Raw genomic sequence first — 25,904 nt, forward strand, 5'->3', positions numbered from 1 at the left:
GATGGCGTGCACTTTATGCTTCGGGTTGGGTCGACGGAGTGTCGGTGGAGCTTGCCGGAGCGGCAGTTTCGTTGCGGACCGGTGCTTCCGTCGAAGCGACTTGCGGCTTGTTGTCGGTGGCCTCGGTAGCTTCGGCTGGTGCGGCGCCTGCTTCCGCAGATGCCGCTTCAGTCGGAGCAACCGCCGTACCGTCAGCCGGTGCCGCCGCATCGGCCGTACCAGCCGCTGCGGCCTTCGCAGCGCTCCGGTTCGCGCGATGTGCCTGCAGACGCTGCGCGCCCGCGGCTTCCTGCGCGGTGACCTGACCCGCTTCAGCGCCCGTCAGATCGACGCGTGCCGCGCCTTCGACGAGGCACTTCCAGTAGCGGCTGCCACGGCACCACGTCTTGATCGCGTCGCGCAACTCGGCTTCGCTCAGCGACAGATCTTTCGCATGCACGACGAGGTCTTCGAAGATACCGACCTTCAGCGGCAACTTGGGCGCCGGATTCTTCGGGAACGCAACCGGGAACCGCTTTTGCAGTCGCCCAATCGATTTGACCACCGGATCGACCGGTTTAGCATCCACAGCTGGCTTTGCGTCGACGGCGGCCGGGTTCGCGTCGCGACGCGGATGCGCCGGCTTGCGCGCGGGCCTCGCGTCGGGCCGGGCACCCGGCTTGGAACCGGGCTTGAAACCCGCCTTCGCGCCGGGCTTGGAAGCCGGGTTAGAAGCGGCATTGGAGGCATGCTTCGAAGCGGGCTTGGCACCGGATTTGGCGGCAGGCTCAGCTTCGGCACGTGCCGCAGCCAGTTGCTTCTTCAGTTCAGCGAGTTGTTCGAAACCCATAGCGCACAGTCGATTGAGAAAGACGAGATTGTAGCAGCGTGCGCAAACGCGCTTGTGACAACGCTGCGAGGCAGATTCGGCATGACGCCGCGATGTAGCTGGAAGAGTAGGATTTTTACCGCGTTTTTGCAGGTTTTGTCGTTTGAATCGCGGGCGAAATGGATGCGGTGGGGCTGTGGGATGCTGTGCGCCGGCACCTGAAAGCCACTTCCGCCAATATTCGCAAATTTAGAATTTTTATCACGTTCTGGTGGATGCCGCCGCCGCTGCCGCTTCGGCCTCTTGCGCCTTCAGCCCCGTCACCGTGACGCACAAACCCGGCCGCCCCACGTTATTGCGCAGCGAAAGATCCAGTTGATGCCGCCCCGCAATCCGCGAAACGATGGCAAGACCGAGGCCGCTGCCCTCGCCCTGCGCGTTCTCGCCGCGATAAAACCGGTCGAACACGCGCTCGAGTTCGGCCTCGGGGATGCCCGTCCCGGTATCGACGACCGCCAGCCCGACGCGCCCGCCTTCCGCCCGCCGGACGATCACGTCGACACGCCCGCCGTGAGGCGTATGGCGAATCGCGTTGTTGACCAGATTCGCCAGCAGAACGTTCATGCCGTGCGGCTCGGCCAGCACGGTGTAAGCGTCGTCGTCCGTTTGAGCGTGCTCGCATTCGAGACCGAGGTCGATCCCCTTCGCCTCCGCCAGCAGCGAAAAATCGCCGACCACCTGCTCGCCGATCCGTCGCAGGCTAACCGGTTTCATCGACGTGACCAGGTGCGCGTCCTCGCGCGCCAGCGTCAATAACTGCTGTACCAGGTGGATGATCCGGTTGACCCGCCCTTCGACGCGTTCGAGCGCCTGCCCCTCGCCCTTCAACGACCCATCGCGCGATGCCGCCTGGAGTTGCAGCTTCAGCGCGGCGAGTGGCGAACGCAGTTCGTGCGCGGCATCCGCGATAAACGTGCGCTGCGCCTGCGACGCCGTATGCAAGCGCTGCAACAGATCGTTGAGCGCTTCGACCAGCGGCTTGATCTCGACCGGCACGGTGCCGTCCAGACGCAACGGCTCGAGTGAATCGATCGAACGCGTGGTCAGTGCGCGCGACAGCCCGCCGATCGGCCCCAACCCGCGCGCCACCACCAGCAGCACCAGCACGATCGTCACCGGCACCAGCAACGCGAGCGGCCACAGCGTATGCAGCGCCAGTTGCAGCGCGAGATCCTCGCGCACGGAGACCGGCTGCGCGACCTGCACATAGCGGCCCTTCTGCTCGACCCCGAAAATGCGCCAGTGATAGCGGCCGCGCTCCACCGTGCTGAAACCGGCCGGTTGACGCGAGATTGCCGGTTCGCGCGTCGAGTGATAAATCAGCTCGCCGTCGCCGCCCCAGATCTGGATGACGATGCGGTCGTCGGCGAGATCGCCGAGATCGGGATCGCGATGCTCGCCGTTGCCGACGCCCGCGAGGTTCGACGGTAACGACAGCGCGACCGTGCGCAGTTCATAGTCGAACAGCTCGCTGGCCTCCTGCCGCGCCGTGTGAAAGATGCCGTATCCAGCCATGCCCGACGCCGCCGCCATGCCGAAAATCAGCCAGCCCAGCAGCCAGCGGCGAATCGACGTCATCCGCACCTCTTCAGGCGATAGCCCACGCCGCGCACCGTCACGACCTGCTCCGCGCCGATCTTGCGGCGCAGACTGTGCACATGCACTTCAATCGTGTTGCTGCCGACTTCCTCGCCCCAGCCGTACAGTTTTTCTTCGAGCTCGGCCTTCGTGAAGACTCGCGTGGGCTGTTCGATCAACGCATGCAGCAGCGCGAATTCGCGCGGCACGAGCGGCAACGCCGCTCCGTTCAGCGTGACTTCGTGCGCGGCGGGATCGAGCGTCAGTTCGCCGTGCGCATAGACCGGCTGCTTCTGGCCGGTGCGCCGCCGCGACAGTGCGCGCACGCGCGCGGCCAGTTCGTCGAGATCGAACGGCTTGATCAGATAGTCGTCGGCGCCGGCGTCGAGACCGCGAATCCGGTCGTCCACCGCATCGCGCGCGGTCAGGATGATGACCGGCGCGTCGCCGCCGTTCTTCCGGTAGGCATTGAGCACGTCGATGCCGTCTTTCTTCGGCAGACCGAGGTCGAGCAGGACGAGGTCGTACACGCCGTTTCCCAGCGACAACTCGGCTGCGCGACCGTCTTCGGCCCAGTCGATCGCATAGCCGGCGCGGCGCATCGCGCCTAACACCGTCTCTGCAATCATGTCGTCGTCTTCTACCAGTAGCAGACGCATGGCCTTCTCCTCTGTCCAGTTTTGGCCCGCATTGTCGTGGTTGGGAGCTTAACGGTTCCTTAAGATCAGCGGCAAATCATGACAGATTGGGGGTGCGGTTGATGCCGGCATCGATATTGTGATGCCTATCGCGATGGCCGCGTCGCGCGCGGCTGCGGGCTAGTGACAATCCGTCAGCGGCCAGGAACTGCGAAGGGAGTTATGTTCGTCATGTTCGAGGATGACGACGGGCAACGTCAATGTCATCGTAAGGCCCAGCCTTCTCTATAAACGAAGGAAGGAGGCGCTCGGGGCATCCCTGCTGCCGTGGATGGGACACGGCAATGTCAGGGCGAAGTACACCATCTCGTGGCGCAGTGACTCGTGGATAAGTCTCACCTACTCGGTTGGTTGCAAACGGCGCGGCAGGACACTGAACGACGAAAGAAAGGCCACCACGCGGCGGCCTTTCCTCAAGAGAAAATTGTCGCTCGCATTCAGTCAATCATGCAACTCGACGTTGCAACGGCTGATACCCCTATATCAAGATAGACGCCACTCACCACGTGGGAGACTAGGGCAGCAACACTCCCTAAAATTTCCCAATAGTGAGAAATCGTTCGATGACAAAGTGTGATAACCAACGTTGTCCAATCTGTTACCCGAACTGGAAAGAGGAAGAAGCTGCCGCAAAAAAGCGCGCAGAAGATGACCACCAGGACTGCATCAACTGTTGGCGCTTCTATCAGAAAAAAGCGGAAGCCATCGTTTCTGCCGGCGATCCGATCGCCCGTAACCGACGAATCAATGCGGCCTATGCGCGATTGTGGTTAGATGACCGCCGCTTCCAGTGGGCAGGACTGGCTGCATTCGCATCCAAACAAGTCGGATGCGGCCTGCTTAACGCCGCGGAGTTCATTAGCAAGTCAAATCGCGAACGCAACGCGTATCAGCAATGGGAAAAACAGAGCTCCCTGCTTGAACGGATGGCACCCTACGGATCGCCGCGCATGCCCATTCCCGATCAGGTCAACGGCGCTGGCGCCGGGAATGTTTATCAAATGCTTGCCAAGGGCAACACCGCGCTCTTCCTGGACATCTGGCCACTGCACATGTTCTTTAAGGAGTTCGGTTTGCAGCGGTTCAAGCGCTGTCTGCAGGAGCGTCGGGAACTGAACGGATCGGTCGCATGGCCGCTCGCTGATAGCGTTCCGTTTGGGGTTACCAAAACGCAAGTTGTACAGGGGTTTGAAGCGATTGATGCTGGCGCTATCACTAAAAGTGTCGAATTACTCGCGTGGCATGAACAGATCAACATTTTGCAACCGGCCATGTACGACGATCAGAACTTCGCTCTATTGATGCGGGCCAATCAGTTCGCATGGGCGCTGAACATTCCGACCGGATCGGCGCGCGAAATCCAGCTAACGCTCGCCAACCAGTGCACCGTAACAGGCGCTAGTGCAAGATATGAAACGTTCAGCAAGGAGCCTTTGGCCAATCTTGCGGACGGCCGCCAGCGGATGGCGTTTGTTTTACGCGCTGCGCTGCGGTTCGATCAGCTCTTGAAGGACCCGATTCAGCGGCATTTTGTGGAGAATTCCCTGTTCCTTATCGCGCACGGAGACGCCTGATGCAGATCACAAAACTTCATCGGCGTCGGCGCCTTGCTTGCGCAGGGTTTGTACTCACCGCCCTGTTGGCTATTTACGCGATAGCGCGTCCATCGGATGAATTAGTGCTTGCGATTGGAGAGCCGTATGAACAGGTAAGGCTTCAGTCTCCGTCGGTCTTGCCGGCTATCGAGCCCGATGCAAACTGGGGTGGCTTGGCAAGCCGCCCTGCCCGATTGCGTTTCGTCGATCCCCAATACGGTTTTGTCGCTCCCGCAGCGAAATTCCTGGCGGTACATTACGACAGCAAGGGGAATGTCGACTCCGTTACGCTATCCCCGCAAGTGGCGACATTGCTCCTTGATGATGCGATGCAAGTCCTAACGGATTTGCAGGACCAGCTTCGACGCGGAGGGTGGAAGCCATTTCGAGAAGCACGAAGCCAGCCTATAGAAGACACGCCCGCGAGACGCGCAGAAATTCAAACGTGCGTGGCACCTACGAGCTATTGGCAAGCCGGAATCAAATACCAACTCTCGCTAAATATTCGCTGCTTTCGCAGCGAACAGCATCCGGACGATGAGCGTTACCTGATCACGTTGGACCTGGGGCCGCCCGTCTTTGAAGACTCAGTTGTCCCTTGAGCGGTTGATAGCGTTTCGGTCGCCTCATGGGCTTACGCTAAAACAGTCCTGCAGGATCAGCCGCTCGCTCTCGACTGTAGATAATCAACGCCTATCGCTGCGCCATCCAATCCGCCCCTCCAACCATGTAGTCAATATCAGTCACCTCATTCTGGAACGCCTCGAAAATCGCTCGCATCGTTGCGATGATCATTCACGCCCAAAATCGCCCTTCCCTTGATCCGGCTCCGAGAGGTACCGGCTAGTACGCGCCGGAGAACTCACGTTCATAAAACTTGGCACGCGCGCATCGGCAATTACAGAGGACAGTCTGTCCCACTTTGTCGCCACCCATACGAGGATCTTGGGAAATGGTAGCTAGCCAGGTAGCTGGTGGTCGGTATTCGGCAGCCAGGCCTTGCTGGCTATAGGCTTCAGTCATTTTTACGCTTAAGCGTTCCTTAAGCCCCCCCTCTGCAAACTCGGCCCCTATTCTGCGGCATCCGTTTCCGGTTGCCGCCACTTCTTCATACAGGAGCCGGATTTTGCCCGTTTTCGACGCCGCGACTGCGGCTACACCCACGGTCATATCGAGCACGGCGTTGCGCCATCTGCGCAGGCTCACGCCCGTTTTCGCGGTGCTCGTCACCGGTTGCACGTGGTACCACCCTGAACCGCTTGCACCGCAAAACACGTCGACGTCCGCGCATTCGCTCGAACGTATCCAGATCGATTCGTCGAAGATGCCGCTGCCAGAGCTGGCCGCGCATCGCTTCGATCCGTCCGACGGGCTCGATCTCGACGAACTCGCGATGCTCGCAGTCGCCAACAATCCCGATCTCAAACTGTCGCGCGACGACCTCGGCATAGCGCGCGCGCAAGCATATTCGGCGGGTTTGCTGCCCGATCCGCAACTAAGCGTGTCGAGCGACTATCCAGGCGAGCTCGGCACCACGCGCGCGTTCAACTACGGCCTGAGCATCGACGTGATGGCGATCGTGTTGCGCAGCGCGAATAAACAATCCGCCGACGCCACCGTCGCCAAAACCGATCTCGGCCTGCTATGGCAGGAATGGCAGATCGTCGCGCAGGCGCGGCAACTGTTCATCAAGACGCGCTTTCAGCAGGACACGTTGCCGCTTCTCCAGCAACAGCGCGACCTCGCGCGTACCCGCTACGAGCGCATGGCCGAAGCGCGTCGCGACGGCAACCTGACCGACGACACGCTGACCGCCGCGCTCACCGCTTACAGCGACGCCCGCAAGCAATTCTCCGACGCCGAACGCGCAGCCGAACAGACGCATCACGACCTGAACGCGTTGCTCGGCCTTGCGCCCGAGGTCCGCGTGCAGCTTTCGGGCGACGACCGCATCGAACCGCTCACCGACACGGCACTCGACGCAACACTGCCCGGTCTCGCGCAACGCCGTCCCGATCTGATCGCACTGCAAGCCGGTTATCAGGCACAGGAGCAGAAATATCGCGCGGCGATCCTGAGCCAGTTTCCGAGCCTTTCCGTGGGCTTCGTACGCGCACGCGATACGTCGAACATCTACACCAGCGGCTTCCAGATCAACCTGAGCCTGCCGATCTTCAATCGCAATCAGGGCAACGTCGCGATCGAAAGAGCGACCCGTCAACGCCTGCGCGACGAATATCAAACGCGCTTGAATCAGGCCTATGCGGACGTCGCCCATCTTCGCGCGGACACCGTGATTCTCTCGCGTCAACTTCAGCAGACCGAAGCCGCATTGCCCGACGTGGACCTCGCCGCACAGCACGCCGCTGCGGCCTTCGCCGATCACAACCTCGCACTCGGCGCATACACCGATGCGCAAAGCGCGTCGCTCATCAAACGTATCGACATCGCGACACTGCGCGAATCGCTCGCCGAACAACGCGTTGGCTTGCAGGCGCTGCTAGGCAGTGCGATACCCGACGCCTTCACATCCGCTCAGACCTTCACCGACTCTCATGCGAAATAACCCCTTTCCAGCGATGCGGCCGCGTATCGCCGCAGTCGTCATGTCCGCCGCGGCCTGCAGTGCACTCGCGTACATGACCATCCACGCATCGCCTGCGGCAAGCGCCCCCGCAGCGGCACCGGACGCGTCGAGCCAACCCGTCGTATCCGTGCAAACCGTTCGCGTGCAGCAGGCAACGATTGCGCAACCGGTCCGTGCTTTCGGCATCGTCGCGGCATCCGCATCGAATCTGACGACAGTCAATCTGCCGTACGTCGCGCGAATCGTGCAGATGCGCGTGCAGTCCGGGCAAACGGTGACGCGCGGCACGCCGCTCTTCGCCGTGCAGGCCGACCCGGCCGCCGTGCTCGCCGCGACCCAGGCAAGAAGCGCGGTGACCCTCGCACAGGGCGAACTGGCGCGCACACAGTCGCTGCTCGACAAAGGGCTTGCCACGCAGTCGCAACTCGCGACCGCCCGCAAGGCACTCGACGATGCACAGCAGGCCAGCGCCGCGCAGAACGAGACCGGCGTCGCGAGCGGCAACAAAATCGTGACCGCGCCGATCGACGGCGTGGTCATGCAACTGTCGGCCGCACAGGGCGACCAGGTGCAGGCGGGCGCGCCAATCCTGCAGCTCGCGGGCGGCAATAGCCGCAATAGCCACGATTTGCGCGCCAACGTGACGCTAGGCGTCGAGCCGTCAGAAGCCGCCTCTATTCATGCGGGCGATTCCGTCACGTTGCGCGGCCTGTCCACCTCGCTCGCGAGAACCACGGCGAACGGCAGCGTGATGCTGGTCGGCGCAGCAGTCAACCAGCAGAGCCAGCTCGTCGACATCGGCGCGAACGTGCCGCTTGCCCAGACGCCGTTCATTCCGGGCACCCGCGTCAGCGCCGATATCGCGACCCGCGCCGGCACGCACTGGATCGTGCCGCGCGCGGCCGTGCTGAAAGACGACAAAGGCGCCTACGTTTTTCAGATTACCCCGCAAAACAAGGCTCGCCGTGTAGCGGTGATCACTCGTGTAGAAAACGGCGACCGCTATGGCGTGGATGGTCCGATCGATGCCGCGCAAGGACTCGTGGTCAGCGGCAACTATGAATTGAAAGACGGCATGGCGGTGCGAACCAGCGGAGGCGCGCCGCAATGAATTTCGGTCAATGGATGCAAACGCACCGGCGTTCGCTGCTGTTCGTGATTGCGCTGCTCGCGATTGCGGGCGCGCTCACCGCGTTCCGTCTGCCGATCTCGCTGTTTCCGAACGTCGCGTTTCCACGCGCCGTCATCTCGCTCGACGCAGGCGACCGCCCCGCCGAACAGATGGCCACACTCGTCACGATGCCGGTCGAAGAAGCGCTGCGGCGGGTGCCGAACGTGCGCGACGTGGAATCGAAAACCAGTCGCGGCGCGGCCGAGATCTCGCTGAACTTCGACTGGGGCACCGACATGGCGCAAGCCACGTTGCAGGCGCAGGCGGCGCTCAGCGAAATTCTCGCGACGCTGCCACAAGGCACCTCGATGCAGGTCCGGCGCATGGACCCGACGGTGTTTCCGGTGCTCGCCTACAGCCTCACGTCGACGCAGCAGTCGCTATCGGCTCTGCACGATCTGGCGCAATTCCAGATGCGGCCTCTGCTGTCTTCGGTGGAAGGCGTGGCGCGGGTCGATGTGACGGGCGGCGCTCAGGACGAGTTCGAAGTCGCCGTCGATCCCGCGCGCCTCGCCGCGTACAAGCTGTCGCTCGCGGATGTATCGAAGGCGATCGGCGCGAGCAACGTGCTGATGGCGAACGGCCGTATCGAAGATCACGACAAGCTGTATCTCGTGATTACCAACACCACCATCACGCAACTCGACGAACTGCGCAACGTGGTGGTGTCCGCGAACGGCGCGACGCAAATCCGTCTCGGCGACATCGCCACCGTTCGCCAGGGCGTGATGCCGCAATGGCTGCGCGTCACCGCCGACGGCCAGGACGCCGTGCTGCTCAACGTGTATCAGCAGCCGGGCGCGAACAGCGTGGCGATGGCGCGGGCGATCCGCGCGAAGATCGCCGACTTCCAGCATCAGATGCCGCCCGGCGTGCATCTGTCGAACTGGTACGACCAGAGCGAACTGGTGATCGCGTCGGCCACCAGCGTGCGCGACGCGATCATGATCGGCGTGGTGCTGGCCGCGTTGACCCTGTTCGTGTTTCTGCGCAACTGGAAGATCACCGCGATCGCGGTTGCGCTGGTGCCGGTCGTGATGGCCGCGACCATCCTGTTGCTCGACGTGTTCGGCATGGGCTTCAACATCATGACGCTGGGCGGGATGGCGGCGGCAGTGGGTCTCGTCATCGACGATGCGATCGTGATGATCGAACATATCGTGCGACGCATGCGCGAAGGCGGCTCACGCGCATTTCATGGCCGCGTGATGGCCGCCGCGCTCGAATTCACGCGGCCGCTGGCGGGATCGTCGGCGGCGACGTTGATCATCTTCGTGCCGCTGGCATTTTTGTCCGGCGTGACCGGCGCGTTCTTCAAGGCGCTGTCGGTGACGATGGCAAGCGCGCTGTTCATTTCGTTTCTCGTCACGTGGCTCGCGGTGCCGATTCTGTGCGACCGCTGGCTCAAACCGAAGGACGCCGAGGAGCATGCGGAAACGCGCTTCGCGTCGTGGATGAACCGGCGCTATGCATTCCTCGTCGAGCGCGTCACCGCCCGGCCGCTGCTCGTGCTGATCGGCCTCGTGCCGCTGATCGTGGTCGCCGCCATCGCGTTCACGCGAGTCGGCAGCGGCTTCATGCCGACCATGGACGAAGGCGGCTTCGTGCTCGACTACCACACGGAACCGGGCACGTCGATCACGGAGACCGACCGGCTGATGAAGCAGATCGAGGCCATCGTCCGCGCGAATCCGAATGTCGCGACTTACTCGCGTCGAACCGGAGCGGGCCTGGGTGGCGATCTGAACGAACCGAACAAGGGCGACTTTTTCGTCCGATTGAAGTCGGGCAATCGTGAACCGATCGACACCGTGATGGAAGAAATCCGCTCGCAGGTCGAGACTCAGGTGCCCGGCGTCAGCGTCGAACTCGCGCAGTTGATGGAAGATCTGATCGGCGACCTGACGGCCGTCCCGCAACCCGTGCAGATCAAGATTTTCTCCGACGACCAGAACACGCTCGACACCACCGCGCGCAAAGTCGCGGCCCGCATCGGCCAGATTCAGGGCGTGGTGGATGTGAACGACGGCATCAATCCCGCCGGTGACGCGCTCGAATTGCACATCCTGCCCGCCGCAGCCGCAGCCGAAGGCATGGACCCGCAATCGATCGCACAGGCCGTATCGGACATGGTCGAAGGCAACGTCGCGACGCAGTTCCAGAACGGCCCGAAAACGGTCGGCGTGCGAGTGCGAGTGGACGGCGCGTTGAAACTGACGGATACGCAACTCGGCCAGTTGCAGATACGCGCGCCGGACGGCCATCTGTTCGCGCTGAACCGCGTGGCCGATCAGATCAAGGTGACGGGTCAGCCGGAAATCAGCCGCGACAATCTGAAACGGATGGTGGCAGTCACCGCACGTATCGACGGACGCGATCTGGGCTCGACCATCGCCGACGTGCAGAAAGCGCTCGGCGACAAGAGCCTGTTACCCACCGGCGTGTACTACGAGCTGGGCGGTTTGTATCAGCAGCAGCAGATTGCGTTCAAGGGCTTGCTGACGGTGTTCGGCGCGGCGATTGCGCTCGTGTTCGGCTTGCTGCTGTTTCTGTACGAACGCTTTCGCGTCGCGCTGGCGGTGATGGCGATGCCGTTGCTCGCAGCGGGCGCGGTATTCATCGGCTTATGGATCACCGGCATCGAGTTGAACATCTCCGCAATGATGGGCATGACGATGATTATCGGCATCGTCACCGAGGTCGCGATTTTCTATGTGTCGGAATTGCAGTCGCTGGTGCGTGAGGAAATGCCGTTCGATGAGGCATTGTTGAGCGCGGGCCGCAATCGTCTGCGCCCTATCGCGATGACGACGATAGCCGCGATTCTCGCGTTGCTGCCGCTGGCATTCGCGCTCGGGCAAGGTTCGGCGATGCAGCAGCCGCTGGCGATTGCGATTATCTCCGGGTTGATCGTGCAGTTGCCGCTGGTGCTGTTGTTGCTGCCGGTTTTGCTGAAGCTGCTGATGAAGAAGCAGGCGATCTAACGCGTGTTGTTTAGCCACCTGCACGTTCGCGGCGCGCTGCCGTGAACGTGCAGGTGGCTCACGTATGGCACGCCACATCGACGCCGGTCACATCAGTACGTCGGCGAATCCGCCGAGCCTCGCGCCCAGCGAGTCGATCGCCGCAGCCACCCTCGGCGATAACAACGCGTGCAATTCATCGGCATGCCGGTAATCGCGCATGCCGTCACTCAGCGCGGTGTCGCCCGGCAATGCAGGGTGGCAATAAATCTCGCCCACACCTTCGGGCAAACCGGCAAGCGCCGCGAGCCATGCCGCCTCGTCCATCCGTCCCGTGTGCGTGATACCGACGACATAGTCGTTGTGGACGATTCCAGCGCGATCGAGACGCGCCCTCACCTGCGCGATCCACGGCCTCAACCACAGCGGCGCGTCGGGCTCGAACGGCAAACGCATCGCCGTCATGCCGTAGTCGCGGCCAATCGCGAGAATCATTCCGAGCACCGTCGGATGCAGATGAAAATGCTTGTGTGTGTTGACGTGGTCGAGAGTCAGCCCGGTTCGCGCAAACGCGTCGAACTGCGCGCGGATCTCGCGGGCCAGCTGTTTTCGCACATGAGGCAGGAAGAAAAACCGCACGCCGTCGCGCACCATGTTGTCGCCGAAACGGCCATGTTCGTCGAGCAGCGCGCGAATCGCCGTGCGCGGCATCAGCGCCGCGCCGTCAGCCAGCACCAGGTGCAGGCCGACCCGCAAATGCGGCAGATCGCGCGCGCGTGCCACTGCATCGCGCGCAGCGGGTGCGCCGATCATCAGGCTCGCGGCGCTCAGCACGCCATCGCGATGCGCGCGTTCGACCGCCAGATTCACGCGCTGGTGCAAGCCGAAATCGTCGGCGGTGACGATGAGGCCGCGCGGCTTAATTTCCATCGGAAGCCTCCATGGCGTCCATTGCGGTCAGACGTCCATTGCGTGCATCGAACACATTGAGTGCGGGCGACGTATCGACCGGCACGCGCGCGCCGCGCCACATCACATGCGAACCGGTCCACGCGCTCAGCCATTGCAACGTCAGCAGCAGATCGCGTAACGGCACAAGCGGCAGATCGCGCCAGAACCGCTGCTGATGACGCGCCGCACGCAGATGCAGCAGCAAACGCGCGGCCAGTCCGCTCGCTGCGATCCCCGTACTCAGGAGCGCGGCGGCGATGTGCGGATGGCCGCAAGAGCCGGCCGACAGCAGTCCGGTCAGCCACGCGCCGGCCAGCAGCCACGGCGTCGTGAACGTGATCAGCAAAGACGCGAATCCCGGCGGATTCACCGAGCGGATCGTGCGCAGCCAGCGCGTCTCGCGCTGCCATAGCGCGGTAAAAGTCGGCTCGATCACATCGGTGGCGACCATCACGCGCGACAGCACCGTTTGCAGGCCGAGGGCGCGTACGTGCTCGGCGAGCCAGTAGTCGTCGGCGAGACAGTTTTTCAGCGCGTCGAAACCGCCGATGCGTTCGAGCGTCGCGCGCCGCAACGCGAGGGTCGCGCCGAAACCGAAACGGCGCGAACCCATCGCATGCGCGACACGCACCGACGGAGCAAACCATTCGTTGATGAAAAGCGCGCCCACACGCGGCCAGAAGCCGCCCACGCCCTCCGCGACGTACAGACAGGTGACGACGCCTACGCGCGGGTCCGCGAGCGGCGCAGCGACGCTATCGAGATAATCGGCTTCGACGGCGATGTCGCTATCGGCGATCACGATCAGATCGTGCCGCGCATGCTCCGCCATGTTGATCAGATTGCTGACCTTGAGATTGCTCCCATGCACGCGCGGATCGACGGCAAGTTCGATGTCGTGTGCCGGATAGGCGGCCTGCAGCCGGCGCACCACGGCAATCGCCGGATCGTCGGGCGACGACACACCGAGCACCAGCTGAAAGTGCCGGTGCCGCTGCTCGCAAAAGGTCCGCAGGTTTTCATAGAGACGCGGCTCAGCGCCGCACAGCGGTTTGAGCACGCTGACGCCGACCTGCGCAAATGAACCTGACGTTGACGAGCTGGTTGCGCTGGAATCGTAGTGGGAGTGTGTTGCGGAGAAACCGGACGAACGACGCCGGCCGGCAAGTGTGCGATGTGTGCGGCGGGGGCCGAAAAACGGCATCGCTACCGCTGCGAAAACCGCGTACAGCGTCGCGCACATGCAGCCGGCCAGCAGAATCCATTCGCATGCCGTCAAAGCGTGCGCCGCCATTGTCCGCGCCTGTCAATGTCCGGCCAGCACGAACGGCTTACCTGTCAGCCGTAAATGAAGAATGACGAGCCAGCGCCGCGGACAATCGGCGTCTACCGCGAATTCGACCGGCCATGCGGCCCGGTTGACCGGCATCGTGTGATGTTTTTCGACAGCGGATTCGAAGGCGGCCTGCGCGAATTCGCGCGCAGCGATGACTCCACCGAGGATCACCACGATCGCAAACAGCCTGAACGACGTGGAGCCGAAGAATTGCTGCGACACCGGCAACACCAGCAGCGCGACGCAGACCAGCGCTTCCGTGCCCACGGCAGTGAGCGAAGCAACCAGCAGATGGGCTCGCAGCATGTCGACGGTGACTGTTTTCATAACAGAAGTCTCGTGACCTGATGGGATGCTTGGCGCGTTGATCAACGCGATTCGTCGAGGCGATTTGCCGGAATAAAACTCCGTGCTCACGCTATCGACATACTTTCAATCACGCCGCGACAACCTGACAAAACACCTGTTTCATCTGTTCGGAAAAAGGCCGCGCGACTGGGGGTCTATTGAGGGGCGATAGTATCGATTCAAGCTGAAGGAAACCTTAAGCATCCGCGTGTTAAAACGCTCACTGAACAGGATGGTTCAACTCAGGATGCAGCAGTCGGCACTTGCATAAAAGTGCTTACCGTTGTGCAATAAACATCAAAACGGAATCCCCACCCATGCGCGTACTTCTCGTAGAAGACGACGATCTGATCGGCTGCGGTATCGAAGCCGGGATGCGTCAAGCCGGCTTCACGGTCGACTGGGCGCGCGACGGCCACAAGGCCGGACTTGCGCTCACCACCACCGTTTATGCACTGGTCATTCTCGACCTCGGTTTGCCTCGTGTATCGGGCATGGAATTGCTCAGACGTCTGCGCGATTCCGGCAAGGACGTGCCGGTGCTCGTACTGACCGCGAAAGGCACGGTGGTCGACCGGGTCGGCGGACTCGAAGCGGGTGCCGACGACTATCTCGGCAAGCCCTTCGATCTCACCGAACTGATCGCGCGTTGCCGCGCCCTGCTGCGGCGCGCGCAAGGCCGCAGTGTCGAGTTGATCCGCTATCAGGATCTGACCGTCAATCCGGCTGCGCAGACGGTCGAGGTATCCGGCACGCGCGTGCCGCTCACGTCGCGCGAATGGGCGGTGCTGATGCAGCTGCTGACCCATCAGGGCATTCCGCAATCGCGCTCGCGGCTCGAGGAAAGCCTGTACGGCTGGCAGGAAGAAATCGAAAGCAATGCGATCGAGGTCCACGTGTCCAACCTGCGCAAAAAGCTCGGCGCGACGCTGATCAGAACGGTGCGCAATATCGGCTACGTCGTGGAGAAACTGTGATGGGCGCGTCGATCCGCCGACGCCTGGTGCTGCTGGTTCTCGCCAGCATCGTGCTGTGCTGGGGAATCGCGCTGGTGTCCAGTTATCGCCAGGCCACCCGCGAACTCGGCGAATGGGAAGATGCGCGCATCGCCGAACTCGCGCAGATTCTCGCGCTGCTCGACCAGCACAATCTGATCACGCTCGCGAACGCGCGCATCGACGTGCGTGAAGAAGAAAAAGGCGGCGAGCCGGGCGCCAACGATCTCGACGACGACGACTCGTTGCCGCGCGATGCGCTGTTCCAGGTGCGCAACGCGAACGGCGACATTCTCGCGGGCAGCCCGCCGTTGCATGCGCTGAACGCATGGGACCTGCCGGTGCCGCCGGTCAGCGGCGCGCGCGACATTACGCTCGGCGGCCAGATGTATCACTCGTTCACGTTGCGCGACACCGCGCTCGGCCATACCGTGCGCGTCTTCGAACCCGCCAATACGCGTAGCGATCTGGTGAGCGGCGTCGCCAGCCGGATCGCGCGGCCCACGCTCGTCGCGTTGCCGCTGCTCGCGCTGCTGGTGTGGTTCAGCATCGGCTGGAGTCTCGCGCCGCTGAAGGTGCTGTCCAACGCCATCCGCTCGCGCGACATCCACCGGATGGAGCCGGTCGACATCGGCCACGTGCCGACCGAGGTGCGGCCGCTGGTCGACGCGATCAATCTGATGCTGTCGCGCTTGCTGAACGCACTGGAACGCGAGCGCGCATTTACCGCCGACGCCGCGCATGAACTGAAGACGCCGCTCGCCGCGATCAAGGTGCAGGCGCAGGTCGCGCTCGCCGAACCGGACACCGCATTGCAGCGGCTCGCCATGCAGCGGGTGGTGCAAGGTGTGGATCGCAGCGCGCGGCTAGCGGAGCAATTGCTGCTGCTGGCGCGTCTGGACGTGCAGGAGAAATTGTCGGCGGTACCGCTCAAGCCCGCGACTGTCGCGAAGAACGCGCTGCTGGCCAATGAGCGCAACGCGCAGCAGAAGAGCATCAGCGTGATGCTGATGGGCGACATGCGCGCCGAAATCTATGCGGAGCCGGTGCTGATCGGCATTCTGCTCGACAACCTGCTCGATAACGCGATCAAGTACGGACGCACGGGCGGCAATATCGAGGTCGCCGTGCAACATGCGAACGACCGCGTGCAGGTCACCGTGCGTGACGACGGCCCCGGCGTGGCGGCCGACGACCTCGCGCGTCTGACGAACCGCTTTTTTCGCGCGACAGGGAATCAGGCTACCGGGAGCGGTTTGGGGCTGTCGATTGTCGCGCGCATCGCCGAACATTTTGGCGCGAGCCTGCGCATGGGAGCGGGTATTGGCGAGCTCGGGCTGGCGGTCGAGGTGTCGTTTCCGGCCTATGCGCCGGTGCAGCAGTGAACCGAACGGGCGAGGCCCGATGCACGCCCGGCAAGCTCAATGGCGATGAGTCTCGCCGGCCACCGTTTGCTCCGCCATCTCCACCCGCGCCTCCCTCTGCCCACCGCTGGAAGCGCGGTTCGACGACTCGAAAAACTGCCACGCCACCAGCCCGGGAACGAACATCAGCAGATCGCGAATCCGCCGCGCACCGGCGAGTGCGAGACAGGTGGGCGCATCGAGTCCGAGCGCGCCGCCGATCAGGATGAACCCGCCCTCCTGCACGCCCAGACCGCCCGGCACAAAGAACGCCGCGCTGCTGACCGCCTGGATCAGCGATTCGATCACCACGGCTTCGACGAGCGTGACGGGCGCGCCGAGGAAATACAGCGCAAGCCAGATTTCCAGCGACGTCAGGAAGCTTTGCAGCGGCTGCCAGAAGAACAGATAGCGCAACACCACCGCGCGGCGACGCCAGATCAGCCGGATGGCCTGATCGATCTGCGCGGATTGCCCCACGAGAGCGGCGAGCTTGCCGCTCGTCATCCGGTTGAGCACGCGTGTGATGCGCTCGAACGGACTCGCATGCTGCACGAGCGCGAACAGCACCAGCAATGGAGTGAGCACCACGACGCCCCACGCGAGTTGTCCGGCGAGCCGCAACGTGCCGGACTGCGCATGCGCGAACAGAAAGCCGATGCCGACCATCGTGAACAGCAACTGGCTGATGACCGTGAGCTGCATGTCGACGACGATGCTGCCCACCGCCGTCGACGGTTTCACGCCCCAGCGCCTGAGCATGCGGAACGACACGACTTCGCCGCCGATCCGCGCGACCGGCAGCATGCTGTTGACCGACTCGCGCACCCAGACCAGATGCAGCATGCTGCCGATGCCGGGCCGGTTTGCGCCGCGAATCAGCGAGCGCCAGTCGATGGCATTGGCGAGCATCGGCAGCACGTGAACCAGCGCGGCCAGCACGAGGCCCGCGCCGGCCGCGCGCAGTGCGCCGAGTACCGCGCCAGGGTTGCTCTGCCACACGAGCCACAGCGACAGCACCAGACCGGCAAGCGCGGCGAAGCGGCCAAGATGTTTCATCACGCGGACACCTCGCGCGCGCGTTGCTCTGCGATTGCCGCCGTCCTCTTTGTGGAACGCGGTCGTTCAGAAAACCCATGCATCATTGCCAATCCAGCCTGCCATTCATATCTGTTCGACCTGTTCGTCCTGCGCGGCCGACAACAGGCCGTCGCCGTCCACCTTGAAACTGAAGCCTCGCCAGATCACCCGCGACGACCAGAAGCTCGCGACAAAAATCGCAAACGATACGAGGTCCCACAGCGGCAGCAGCCACAGGTCGCGATGCGGTTGCCGCAATGCGCGGTCCAGCAGCAGCTTCAGCGTGAGCCGCGCGCACATCGCCGCGAACGCGAGTTGCCACGCCCACAGCGTGCCGCCCGAAAAGGCGACCGCCAGCAACGCGAACGCGAGCGGATGAATCAGCGCCGAGCCGAAATGACCGAGCGGATCGATACGCCGGATCGTCCGGCTCCAGCGCAGTTCATGCGAGATCAACTGCGTCGCGCTCGATTCGACGCACGCATGCGAAATCGTGAACGGCGGAATCACCACCTTTTCGCCGATCTGACGCACGGCCTCGCCGATCGCGTGATCGTCGGCGAGATGCCGCACGAACGGCATGAAGCCGCCGATTTTGTCCAGCGTATCGCGGCGCATCGCGATGGTCTGTCCGAAACACGGACGCGCGAGGCCGAGCGCGAGTCCGGTCACGACGCTGGGTAAAAACTGGTAGTTGGTGGCCTTGGCCGACATGCGCGGCCAGAAACCCGGATCGGGTTGTCCGCGATACACGCAGGTGACGAGCCCCACGTCAGGCCTCTGCAATTCGCCGATCACGTTGCGCAGATAATCGGGCGCGACGCTCACGTCGCTATCGGCGAACACCAGCACATCGTGCAGCGCATGCGGCAGCATGTTGACGATATTGCTGATCTTGCGATTGGGACCATAAAGGCGCGCATCGGCGATCACGGTGATGTCCGCCTTGGGATGCAGCCGCCGCAGTTCCTCAACGGCTTGCAGCGCGGGGTCGGTCGAATCGTGTACGCCAAACAGAAATTGCACAGGACCAGGATAGTCCTGCTGACAGAAGCTCGCCAGATTGGCGAGCAATGCCCACTCGGTGCCGTGCAGCGGCTTGACGATCGTCACCGGTGGATAGCTGGCCGGCTGCGCCACCGGCCGCCTGAAAAAACGCCCGATCAGCACACCGGTCAGCGCGGTGTACCCGAGCCCGAAGACCGCGCCCGCCGCGCACGCGTAACCCAACGTGACGGCGAGCAGGTGCGTGGCGCTCACGCCTCGTGTGCGCGCAGGAAACGGAAGAATTCGACGCCTTCACGCAAGCGCCGCTTCATCATGTCCCAACTCGTCAGCATCTCGCGCAGGATTTCCCAGATCTTCGATGGACGGAAATAGAAACGTTTATAGAAGTTCTCGAGCTGGTGATACATCTCGTCGCGCGACAGATCCGGATAGCCGATCGCCGCGAGTTGCACGCCTTTCTTGCTGACGAGATTGATGACCTTGTTCTCTTCGAGCCAACCGCTTTCCACTGCCTGCTTATACAACGTGGTGCCCGGATAAGGCGCGGCGAGCGACACCTGGATGGTCAGCGGATTGATCTCTTTCGCGTACTCGATGGTCTTCTGGATTGTTTCCGGCGTCTCGCCCGGCAGACCCAGAATAAAAGTGCCATGAACCTTGATGCCGAGCGTGCGGCAGTCTTTCGCAAAACGACGCGCGATATCGGTGCGCAAGCCCTTTTTCACGTTCAGCAGAATCTGGTCGTCGCCCGATTCATAGCCGACCAGCAGCAGACGCAGACCGTTTTCCTTCATGATCTTCAACGTCGCGAAGGGCACGTTTGCCTTGGCGTTGCAGGACCACGTCACGCCGAGCTTGCCCATGCCGCGGGCAATTTCCTCAGCTCGCGGCTTGAAGTCGGTGAAGGTGTCGTCGTCGAACATGATCTCCTTGACTTCGGGCATGTTGTCGCGAATCCACTTCACTTCTTCCAGCACGTTTTCGACCGAACGCACGCGATAGCGATGACCGCCGACGGTTTGCGGCCACAGGCAGAACGTGCATTTCGAACGGCAGCCACGGCCCGTATAGAGCGAGATATACGGATGTTTCAGGTAGCCGTTGAAGTAGTTCTTGATCGTCAGATCGCGCTTGTAAATTGGTGCTACAAACGGCAGTTCGTCCATGTTCTCGAGGATCGGACGTGCTTCGTTATGCTCGATCGATCCATCGGCGTTGCGATAACTGAGGCCCTTGATGTCGGCGAACGGCTTGCCTTCCGAGACTTCCTTGCACGTGAAGTCGAATTCTTCGCGGCCCACGAAGTCGATGGCGTCGCTCGCGGTCAGCGAGTTATGCGGATCGACTGCGACCTTTGCGCCGACCATGCCGATCAGCAGCGAGGGCTTGCGCTTCTTGAGGTCTTCGGCGAATAAAGCGTCGGTGGGAAACGACGGTGTGCTGGTGTGAATGACCACCAGATCGTATTGCTGTGCAATGTCTAGCGTTTGTTCGACGGACAGGCCGTCTGCGGTGGCGTCGAGTACGCGGCTGTCGGCGATGAGTGCGGCGGGCTGCGCAAGCCACGTGGGATACCAGAACGAGCGGACTTCACGCTTGGCCTGGTAGCGCGAACCCGCACCACCGTCGAAGCCGTCATACGACGGCGCCTGCAAGAACAGAGTTTTCATGGACGCTCCAGCAAGCCTGTTAGGCGCTTTTCAGTTTTCTGGGGAAGAAACTTTCGAAACTATTGCCCCGCATGGATGCGAGAAGGTGGCGCAAATAGTACGGAGCGAAGCTGAAGGAAACCTTAACAATCATACTGCGTTCCGACGGCAAACGGCATTCTTCTAATGGTTCGTTTTTAGTGGCGGATTCATGCTGCAGTCATATTAGTAGGCGCCAAAATAAATCGCGCCACACGTTTGAGAAGATTATGAAGATTGGGAATCGCGCATGAATTAACTGCGCTGCGAAGCCTGGTGTCTGCTCGCGCTTATCGTGCTTACCGCGTTTACCATTAGGCGGGCAGAGATTGAATCAGCCTCCATTCATATGCCGCAGGTTGAACCCGGCTTGAACCTCGCGTTCTGCCCAATTCCGCCATAGCGTCCAATCTGCTTTGATTGTGCGTTTTTATTGGTTCAGTTTCGCTTACGCTTTCACTACATTGAGCGGTCACTACTCAACAATAGACCAGGACCGTTCAATGATCTTCTCGCGGGACACGGCACGCTTGCCGCATTCATCTTCGGGCTCTCCGGGTTTTTCACGCGCGCGGTATGCGGGCTTTCGCACCGGCTTCGCATCGCTTCTCATTGCCGCTACGTCCACGCTCGCTCTTCTCGCGCCCACTATTGCGCACGCTGCGCCGCCCGCAGAGTTGAAACTCGACTACGCGTACTACTCGCCGGAAAGCCTGGTGATCAAACGCAATGGCTGGCTCGAACAGGCACTCGCGCCGCAGCATACGGAAGTCAAATGGGTGCTGAGTCTCGGCAGCAATCGTGCACTCGAGTACCTGAATAGCGGCGCAATCGATATCGGTTCGACCGCCGGACTCGCCGCAGTACTCGCCAGGGCGAACGGCAATCCGATTCGCGCGGTGTATGTTTTCTCGCGCCCTGAATGGACCGCGCTCGTCGTGCGCAAGGATTCTCCGATCAAAACGCTCGCGGACCTCAAAGGCAAGAAGATCGCCGCGACCAAGGGCACCGATCCGTTCCTGTTCACGCTACGCGCATTGCATACCGCAGGCCTCTCGCGCGACGACGTGGAGATCGTCAATCTCCAGCATCCCGATGGCCGCACCGCTCTGGCGAACGGTCAGGTCGACGCATGGGCCGGACTCGATCCGCACATGGCCGCCGCGCAGATCGACGACGGCGCGAAGCTGCTTTATCGCAATGTCGATTTCAACACCTGGGGCCTGCTCGACGCTCGCGACGATTTCATTCACGACCATCCCGAAACGCTCGCGCAAGTGTTGAAGGTCTATGAAAAGGCGCGTGCGTGGATCGCCGCGCATCCCGACGAAACCGCGAAGATCGTCGCCGAGGAATCGAAGCTGTCGTTGCCGGTCGCGAAGCTGCAATTGAGCCGCAACGATTTCAGCCATCCGCAACCGGGTGCGCAGCAACTCACCGCGCTCAAGGCAGCCGCGCCGATTCTCGTGCAGGAACAACTGGTAAAGCCGGGCACGGACCTGAATCAGGTAATCGACGCGCTGATCGACCTGCAGGCGGCGCAACCCGTGATCGCAGCAAACGGGCAGTGAGATGGCGCACGACTGCTTCGACTCCTTGCATCTGACTCGCTGATCTACGCACATGGCTACCGACGAATCGCTCGCCCTTGACCGCCTCGCGCCCGCAGCAACTGAACAGCGCGCACAACCGGCGCGCGACCCGCTCAGACGCTGGCGGGTCGCCGGGCTGATCCTGCCGCTCGCCTTTCTCGCGCTGATCGAAGTGCTGGTGCGTGCGTCGGTGTTGCCGGAGCATCTGGTGCCGGCTCCCAGCTCGATCTTCGAGACGCTCTGGCAACTCGGCGCGGAGCGTCTCGGCCGACATATCGGCGCAAGCACGTTGCGCGTGTTCGCGGGCTTCGGCCTCGGCGCCGCGTTCGCGCTGTTGATCGGCGCGGCGATGGGGCTGAGCCGTCGCCTCGACGCGCTGCTCGACCCGGCGTTCCAGGCATTGCGGGCGATTCCATCGCTGGCATGGGTGCCGATCCTGCTGCTGTGGATGGGTATCGACGAAGCGCCGAAAATCGCACTCGTCGCCATTGGTGCGTTCTTTCCAGTGCAACTGAGCGTGGTGGCCGGGATTCGCGGCGTCGACCGGAAGCTGATCGAACTCGGCGAGGTCAACGGCTTGAGTCGACGGGCGCTGTTCACACGCATTCTGTTGCCCGCATCGTTGCCGCATATTTTCACCGGCCTGCGCACGGGCTTGAGCCTCGCGTGGATGTTCATGGTCGCCGCCGAACTGATCGCGGCCACGCGCGGCCTCGGCTACATGCTCAGCGACGGACGCGAGACCGGACGCCCGGATCTCGTGTTCGGCGCGATCCTGTTGCTCGCGCTGCTGGGCAAGCTCAGCGACAGCGTGCTCAAGGCAATCGAAACGCACGTGCTGTCGTGGCGCGATACGGCTCATGACGATGCCGTCACCGGAGACAAGCGATGAGTACCCTGACCGGAGTTTCCTCTGCGGGCGCCGCTGCCAGTGACTCGCCGCTGCTCGACGTCCGCGCGCTCAGCAAGCGCTACGACACGCGAACCGTGCTCGATCGGGTGAACTTCACGTTAGCGCGCGGCCAGATCGTCAGCCTGGTCGGTCCGAGCGGATGCGGCAAGAGCACGTTGCTGCGCGTGCTGGCCGGGCTCGACCGCGATTTCGACGGAGAGGTTGTGCTCGACGGCCAGATTCGACGCGGTCCCTCGCCGCGCGTGGGCGTGATTTTTCAGGAGCCGCGTCTGCTGCCGTGGCTGAACGTGGCCGACAACGTCGCGTTTTCCGCCGGACCGCGCCAAGGCGACGATCCGCGTGTGGCACGTCTGCTCGATGAGGTCGGGCTTGCCGGCATCGGCTGCGCGTTGCCCAAACAACTGTCGGGCGGCATGGCGCAGCGTGTCGCGCTCGCCAGGGGCCTGTTTTCGCAGCCGGACCTGCTGCTGCTCGACGAGCCGTTCAGCGCCGTCGACGCGATGACGCGCATGCGTCTGCAAGACCTGCTGTTGTCGCTGACGCAGGCGCACGGCACCGCCGCGCTGATCGTCACGCACGACCTGGACGAAGCGCTGTATCTGTCCGACCGCGTGCTGCTGCTGAACACGACGGGGCCGCACGGCTCCGGGCGTCTGGTGCGCGATATCGCGGTGAGCGGCGGGCATCCGCGTGACCGGCGTGACACGTCGATTGGCGATCTGCGGGATGAATTGCTGGAGGGGATTGGCGCGGGACTCGGCGTCTAGAAACGCTGAAGCGGAAGTTATCAGCGGACTCATGCACCGAAATCGCACATCGGACCGCATCACCCGTGAGAACCCCACGCGTGACCTAACCGCTTCCTGTGACACAAAAAAATCGCGGCCGGCCCACGCTTCCCATAGCGTGAACCAGCCGCCGCCCCGCTCACACCGGCTTGATATCAGCCGCCTGCTTGCCCTTGGGTCCCTGCTTGATTTCAAAACTGACTTTCTGGTTTTCCTGCAACGACTTGAATCCCTCGGAGCGGATCTCCGAGAAATGGGCGAACAGATCTTCACCGCCGTCGTCTGGCGTAATGAAGCCGAAGCCTTTAGCGTCGTTGAACCATTTCACTGTACCGGTAGGCATGTCGATTCCTCGTTTGCATCTGGGTTGATTGGGCGGTATTCGCCGTCGGTTGACTGCTGACTGCTACTTCCGAACCTCGCCCCGCGCCGCTACTGCCTTTATCCGGCACCGTTCAAGGCTGCGGGCCCGCGCCCGCTCTTGCCACTGCATCTGCCACACTGCATCTGCCACACTGCATCTGCCACACTGCATCTGCCACACTGCATCTGCCACACTGCCACTGCCACTGCCACTGCCACTGCCACTGCCACTGCCACTGCCACTGCCACTGCCACTGCCACTGCCACTGCCACTGCCGTCTGACTTTACGCCTCTTTGCGCGACGCCGCTTCGACCGCAATCCCAGCGCCACCGCAGCATCCGAGCAAGACACGTGCCGCGCACCACGATCGGGCGGACAGCCGATGCGATCGCCCGCAATCAGATAAGATAATTGGTATCGGCAGTCCATCCAGCGCCGCGCACGGCCCGTTGCAGACTTTATGCAGCTTCCACCCGACCGCGCGGCCTGTCGTTTTTTCCACTAACAGGAACCCAGCATGGCCACCTCGAGCTATACCGATACCCGACTTCTGATCAACGGCGAATGGTGCGACGCCGCCAGTGGCAAGACTCTCGACGTCATCAACCCGGCCACCGGCCAGGCCATCGGCAAAGTGGCGCACGCCGGCATCGCCGACCTGGACCGCGCACTCGAAGCCGCGCAACGCGGCTTCAACGCCTGGCGCAAGATTCCCGCCAACGAGCGCGCTGCGACGATGCGCAAAGCTGCTGCTCTGGTGCGCGAGCGCGCGGCCGACATCGGCCGTCTGATGACGCAGGAGCAAGGCAAGCCGTTCGCGGAAGCGCGCGTCGAAGTGCTGGCCGCCGCCGACATCATCGAATGGTTCGCTGACGAAGGCCGCCGCGTCTACGGCCGGATCGTGCCGTCGCGCAACCTGTCCGCGCAGCAACTGGTGCTGAAGGAGCCGATCGGCCCGGTCGCGGCGTTCACGCCGTGGAATTTCCCGGTCAACCAGATCGTGCGCAAGCTGAGCGCGGCGCTGGCAAGCGGCTGCTCGTTCCTCGTCAAGGCGCCGGAAGAAACCCCGGCGTCGCCGGCAGCGCTGCTGCAGGCTTTCGTCGAAGCCGGTGTGCCGGCCGGTACGGTCGGCCTCGTGTTCGGCGATCCGGCTGAAATTTCGAGCTACCTGATCCCGCATCCGGTGATCCGCAAGGTTACGTTCACCGGCTCGACGCCGGTCGGCAAGCAACTGGCCGCGATGGCCGGCGCGCACATGAAGCGGGCCACGATGGAACTGGGCGGTCACGCTCCGGTGATCGTAGCGGAAGACGCCGACGTCGCCCTCGCCGTCAAGGCAGCGGGCGGAGCCAAGTTCCGCAACGCAGGCCAGGTCTGCATTTCGCCGACGCGTTTCCTCGTCCACAACAGCATCCGCGAAGAATTTGCTGCGGCGCTGGTCAAGCACGCCGAAAGCCTCAAGCTCGGCGATGGCCTGGCAGAAGGCACGACTCTCGGGCCGCTCGCCAACGCCCGCCGCCTGTCGGCAATGAGCAAGGTAATCGACGACGCGCGCAAGACCGGTGCGAAGATCGAAACCGGCGGCGAACGCGTCGGCTCGGAAGGCAACTTCTTCGCGCCAACCGTGCTGACCAACGTGTCGCTCGAATCGGACGTGTTCAACAACGAGCCGTTCGGCCCGATCGCCGCGATTCGCGGTTTCGACAAGCTCGAAGAAGCGATCGCCGAAGCGAACCGTCTGCCGTACGGTCTCGCTGGCTACGCGTTCACGAAGTCGTTCAGCAACGTGCATCTGCTGTCGCAACAACTGGAAGTCGGCATGCTGTGGATCAACCAGCCCGCTACGCCGTCGCCGGAAATGCCGTTTGGCGGCGTGAAGGATTCGGGCTACGGCTCGGAAGGCGGTCCTGAAGCGATGGAAGGCTATCTTGTCACCAAGGCGGTTTCGGTGATGGCGGCTTAAGGCTCGCTGTAGCT

The 25,904-nt window shown here is 62.6% G+C and carries 21 protein-coding genes and 1 pseudogene; 12 read left to right on the forward strand and 10 right to left on the reverse strand.

Features of this window, described 5'->3' with window-relative positions:
- Window positions 1-13 precede the first annotated feature (13 nt).
- The 3 genes from BLS41_RS09595 to BLS41_RS09605 form a co-directional block, all read right to left on the reverse strand.
- Entirely contained in the window at window positions 14-829 is an 816-nt protein-coding gene (locus BLS41_RS09595) for a ProQ/FinO family protein (RefSeq protein WP_074764088.1), read from the reverse strand.
- Between the two features lie 240 nt (window positions 830-1,069).
- Window positions 1,070-2,446: a sensor histidine kinase gene (locus BLS41_RS09600; protein ID WP_074764089.1), complete on the reverse strand. Its 1,377-nt coding sequence runs from the start codon at window positions 2,444-2,446 to the stop codon at window positions 1,070-1,072.
- On the reverse strand, window positions 2,443-3,105 hold the full coding sequence (locus BLS41_RS09605) for a response regulator (protein WP_074764090.1): 663 nt from the start codon (window positions 3,103-3,105) through the stop codon (window positions 2,443-2,445). Before BLS41_RS09605 ends, BLS41_RS09600 begins: the two co-directional genes overlap by 4 nt.
- Window positions 3,106-3,191: 86 nt before the next feature.
- Here BLS41_RS09605 and BLS41_RS39540 point away from each other — a divergent pair.
- From BLS41_RS39540 to BLS41_RS09635, 6 genes and pseudogenes are all read left to right on the forward strand, one after another.
- A pseudogene (locus tag BLS41_RS39540) lies at window positions 3,192-3,465 on the forward strand (hypothetical protein); the annotation flags it as partial.
- 242 nt (window positions 3,466-3,707) lie between these two features.
- Entirely contained in the window at window positions 3,708-4,718 is a 1,011-nt protein-coding gene (locus BLS41_RS09615; RefSeq protein ID WP_074764091.1) for a DUF2515 family protein, read from the forward strand.
- Window positions 4,718-5,341, forward strand: a complete 624-nt coding sequence (locus BLS41_RS09620; protein ID WP_074764092.1) for a flagellar biosynthesis sigma factor — start codon at window positions 4,718-4,720, stop codon at window positions 5,339-5,341. Before BLS41_RS09615 ends, BLS41_RS09620 begins: the two co-directional genes overlap by 1 nt.
- Window positions 5,342-5,865: 524 nt before the next feature.
- On the forward strand, window positions 5,866-7,305 hold the full coding sequence (locus BLS41_RS09625) for a TolC family protein (RefSeq protein WP_253189642.1): 1,440 nt from the start codon (window positions 5,866-5,868) through the stop codon (window positions 7,303-7,305).
- 40 nt (window positions 7,306-7,345) lie between these two features.
- Window positions 7,346-8,437 (forward strand): efflux RND transporter periplasmic adaptor subunit, encoded by a 1,092-nt coding sequence (locus BLS41_RS09630; protein WP_253189643.1) that lies wholly within the window; start codon window positions 7,346-7,348, stop codon window positions 8,435-8,437.
- Window positions 8,434-11,481 carry an efflux RND transporter permease subunit gene (locus BLS41_RS09635; protein WP_074764094.1) on the forward strand — a complete coding sequence of 1,016 codons (3,048 nt, stop codon included), beginning with the start codon at window positions 8,434-8,436 and terminating at the stop codon, window positions 11,479-11,481. Before BLS41_RS09630 ends, BLS41_RS09635 begins: the two co-directional genes overlap by 4 nt.
- A gap of 87 nt (window positions 11,482-11,568) precedes the next feature.
- Here the strand turns inward: BLS41_RS09635 and hpnK are convergent, their stop codons facing one another.
- Genes hpnK through BLS41_RS09650 form a run of 3 tightly spaced genes read right to left on the reverse strand, consistent with a single transcriptional unit; the run spans window position 11,569 to window position 14,074 of the window.
- Window positions 11,569-12,390 carry a hopanoid biosynthesis-associated protein HpnK gene (gene hpnK / locus BLS41_RS09640; protein WP_074764095.1) on the reverse strand — a complete coding sequence of 274 codons (822 nt, stop codon included), beginning with the start codon at window positions 12,388-12,390 and terminating at the stop codon, window positions 11,569-11,571.
- Window positions 12,380-13,705 (reverse strand): bacteriohopanetetrol glucosamine biosynthesis glycosyltransferase HpnI, encoded by a 1,326-nt coding sequence (gene hpnI, locus BLS41_RS09645; RefSeq protein ID WP_074764096.1) that lies wholly within the window; start codon window positions 13,703-13,705, stop codon window positions 12,380-12,382. Before hpnI (BLS41_RS09645) ends, hpnK begins: the two co-directional genes overlap by 11 nt.
- Before the next feature lie 12 nt (window positions 13,706-13,717).
- Window positions 13,718-14,074, reverse strand: coding sequence for a hypothetical protein (locus tag BLS41_RS09650; protein ID WP_074764097.1), 357 nt, complete (start codon window positions 14,072-14,074; stop codon window positions 13,718-13,720).
- Between the two features lie 338 nt (window positions 14,075-14,412).
- On the opposite strand from BLS41_RS09650, the gene BLS41_RS09655 reads away from it, so the two are divergent.
- Window positions 14,413-15,072, forward strand: coding sequence for a response regulator (locus BLS41_RS09655; RefSeq protein ID WP_074764098.1), 660 nt, complete (start codon window positions 14,413-14,415; stop codon window positions 15,070-15,072).
- A complete protein-coding gene (locus tag BLS41_RS09660; RefSeq protein ID WP_074764099.1) occupies window positions 15,069-16,475 on the forward strand; it encodes an ATP-binding protein in 1,407 nt (468 codons plus the stop codon). The genes BLS41_RS09655 and BLS41_RS09660 overlap by 4 nt, the downstream gene beginning before the upstream one ends.
- Window positions 16,476-16,511: 36 nt before the next feature.
- On the opposite strand, the gene BLS41_RS09665 is transcribed toward BLS41_RS09660, so the two are convergent.
- From BLS41_RS09665 to hpnJ, 3 genes are all read right to left on the reverse strand, one after another.
- A complete protein-coding gene (locus BLS41_RS09665) occupies window positions 16,512-17,552 on the reverse strand; it encodes a lysylphosphatidylglycerol synthase domain-containing protein (protein ID WP_074764100.1) in 1,041 nt (346 codons plus the stop codon).
- A 105-nt stretch (window positions 17,553-17,657) separates the two neighbouring features.
- On the reverse strand, window positions 17,658-18,833 hold the full coding sequence (gene hpnI / locus BLS41_RS09670) for a bacteriohopanetetrol glucosamine biosynthesis glycosyltransferase HpnI (RefSeq protein ID WP_074764101.1): 1,176 nt from the start codon (window positions 18,831-18,833) through the stop codon (window positions 17,658-17,660).
- Entirely contained in the window at window positions 18,830-20,251 is a 1,422-nt protein-coding gene (gene hpnJ, locus BLS41_RS09675; RefSeq protein ID WP_074764102.1) for a hopanoid biosynthesis associated radical SAM protein HpnJ, read from the reverse strand. The genes hpnI (BLS41_RS09670) and hpnJ overlap by 4 nt, the downstream gene beginning before the upstream one ends.
- 521 nt (window positions 20,252-20,772) lie before the next feature.
- Between hpnJ and BLS41_RS09680 the strand changes: the two genes are divergently transcribed.
- From BLS41_RS09680 to BLS41_RS09690, 3 genes are read left to right on the forward strand one after another with little or no spacing between them, the layout of a single operon-like run.
- Complete coding sequence (locus BLS41_RS09680; RefSeq protein ID WP_074764103.1) at window positions 20,773-21,840, forward strand: aliphatic sulfonate ABC transporter substrate-binding protein; 1,068 nt, start codon at window positions 20,773-20,775, stop codon at window positions 21,838-21,840.
- 52 nt (window positions 21,841-21,892) lie between these two features.
- The gene (locus BLS41_RS09685) at window positions 21,893-22,753 is read left to right on the forward strand and encodes an ABC transporter permease (RefSeq protein ID WP_074764104.1); all 861 of its coding nucleotides are present in this window, start codon (window positions 21,893-21,895) and stop codon (window positions 22,751-22,753) included.
- The gene (locus BLS41_RS09690; protein ID WP_074764105.1) at window positions 22,750-23,541 is read left to right on the forward strand and encodes an ABC transporter ATP-binding protein; all 792 of its coding nucleotides are present in this window, start codon (window positions 22,750-22,752) and stop codon (window positions 23,539-23,541) included. The genes BLS41_RS09685 and BLS41_RS09690 overlap by 4 nt, the downstream gene beginning before the upstream one ends.
- Window positions 23,542-23,701: 160 nt before the next feature.
- Here BLS41_RS09690 and BLS41_RS09695 read toward each other — a convergent pair whose 3' ends face one another.
- Window positions 23,702-23,905: a cold-shock protein gene (locus BLS41_RS09695; RefSeq protein WP_007181784.1), complete on the reverse strand. Its 204-nt coding sequence runs from the start codon at window positions 23,903-23,905 to the stop codon at window positions 23,702-23,704.
- A 539-nt stretch (window positions 23,906-24,444) separates the two neighbouring features.
- On the opposite strand from BLS41_RS09695, the gene BLS41_RS09705 reads away from it, so the two are divergent.
- Window positions 24,445-25,890 (forward strand): NAD-dependent succinate-semialdehyde dehydrogenase, encoded by a 1,446-nt coding sequence (locus BLS41_RS09705; protein WP_074764106.1) that lies wholly within the window; start codon window positions 24,445-24,447, stop codon window positions 25,888-25,890.
- The last annotated feature ends 14 nt before the right edge of the window (window positions 25,891-25,904 follow it).

It is taken from the genome of Paraburkholderia fungorum (genome assembly GCF_900099835.1).
Lineage (GTDB): Bacteria > Pseudomonadota > Gammaproteobacteria > Burkholderiales > Burkholderiaceae > Paraburkholderia > Paraburkholderia fungorum_A.

Excerpts from the sequence above, each read along its gene's own strand:
- BLS41_RS09595 (WP_074764088.1), bottom strand. The coding sequence starts at position 829 with ATGGGTTTCGAACAACTCGCTGAACTGAAGAAGCAACTGGCTGCGGCA.
- BLS41_RS09600 (WP_074764089.1), bottom strand. The coding sequence starts at position 2,446 with ATGACGTCGATTCGCCGCTGGCTGCTGGGCTGGCTGATTTTCGGCATG.
- BLS41_RS09605 (WP_074764090.1), bottom strand. The coding sequence starts at position 3,105 with ATGCGTCTGCTACTGGTAGAAGACGACGACATGATTGCAGAGACGGTG.
- BLS41_RS09615 (WP_074764091.1), top strand. The coding sequence starts at position 3,708 with ATGACAAAGTGTGATAACCAACGTTGTCCAATCTGTTACCCGAACTGG.
- BLS41_RS09620 (WP_074764092.1), top strand. The coding sequence starts at position 4,718 with ATGCAGATCACAAAACTTCATCGGCGTCGGCGCCTTGCTTGCGCAGGG.
- BLS41_RS09630 (WP_253189643.1), top strand. The coding sequence starts at position 7,346 with ATGTCCGCCGCGGCCTGCAGTGCACTCGCGTACATGACCATCCACGCA.
- BLS41_RS09635 (WP_074764094.1), top strand. The coding sequence starts at position 8,434 with ATGAATTTCGGTCAATGGATGCAAACGCACCGGCGTTCGCTGCTGTTC.
- hpnK (WP_074764095.1), bottom strand. The coding sequence starts at position 12,390 with ATGGAAATTAAGCCGCGCGGCCTCATCGTCACCGCCGACGATTTCGGC.
- hpnI (WP_074764096.1), bottom strand. The coding sequence starts at position 13,705 with ATGGCGGCGCACGCTTTGACGGCATGCGAATGGATTCTGCTGGCCGGC.
- BLS41_RS09650 (WP_074764097.1), bottom strand. The coding sequence starts at position 14,074 with ATGAAAACAGTCACCGTCGACATGCTGCGAGCCCATCTGCTGGTTGCT.
- BLS41_RS09655 (WP_074764098.1), top strand. The coding sequence starts at position 14,413 with ATGCGCGTACTTCTCGTAGAAGACGACGATCTGATCGGCTGCGGTATC.
- BLS41_RS09665 (WP_074764100.1), bottom strand. The coding sequence starts at position 17,552 with ATGAAACATCTTGGCCGCTTCGCCGCGCTTGCCGGTCTGGTGCTGTCG.
- hpnJ (WP_074764102.1), bottom strand. The coding sequence starts at position 20,251 with ATGAAAACTCTGTTCTTGCAGGCGCCGTCGTATGACGGCTTCGACGGT.
- BLS41_RS09680 (WP_074764103.1), top strand. The coding sequence starts at position 20,773 with ATGATCTTCTCGCGGGACACGGCACGCTTGCCGCATTCATCTTCGGGC.
- BLS41_RS09685 (WP_074764104.1), top strand. The coding sequence starts at position 21,893 with ATGGCTACCGACGAATCGCTCGCCCTTGACCGCCTCGCGCCCGCAGCA.
- BLS41_RS09690 (WP_074764105.1), top strand. The coding sequence starts at position 22,750 with ATGAGTACCCTGACCGGAGTTTCCTCTGCGGGCGCCGCTGCCAGTGAC.
- BLS41_RS09695 (WP_007181784.1), bottom strand. The coding sequence starts at position 23,905 with ATGCCTACCGGTACAGTGAAATGGTTCAACGACGCTAAAGGCTTCGGC.
- BLS41_RS09705 (WP_074764106.1), top strand. The coding sequence starts at position 24,445 with ATGGCCACCTCGAGCTATACCGATACCCGACTTCTGATCAACGGCGAA.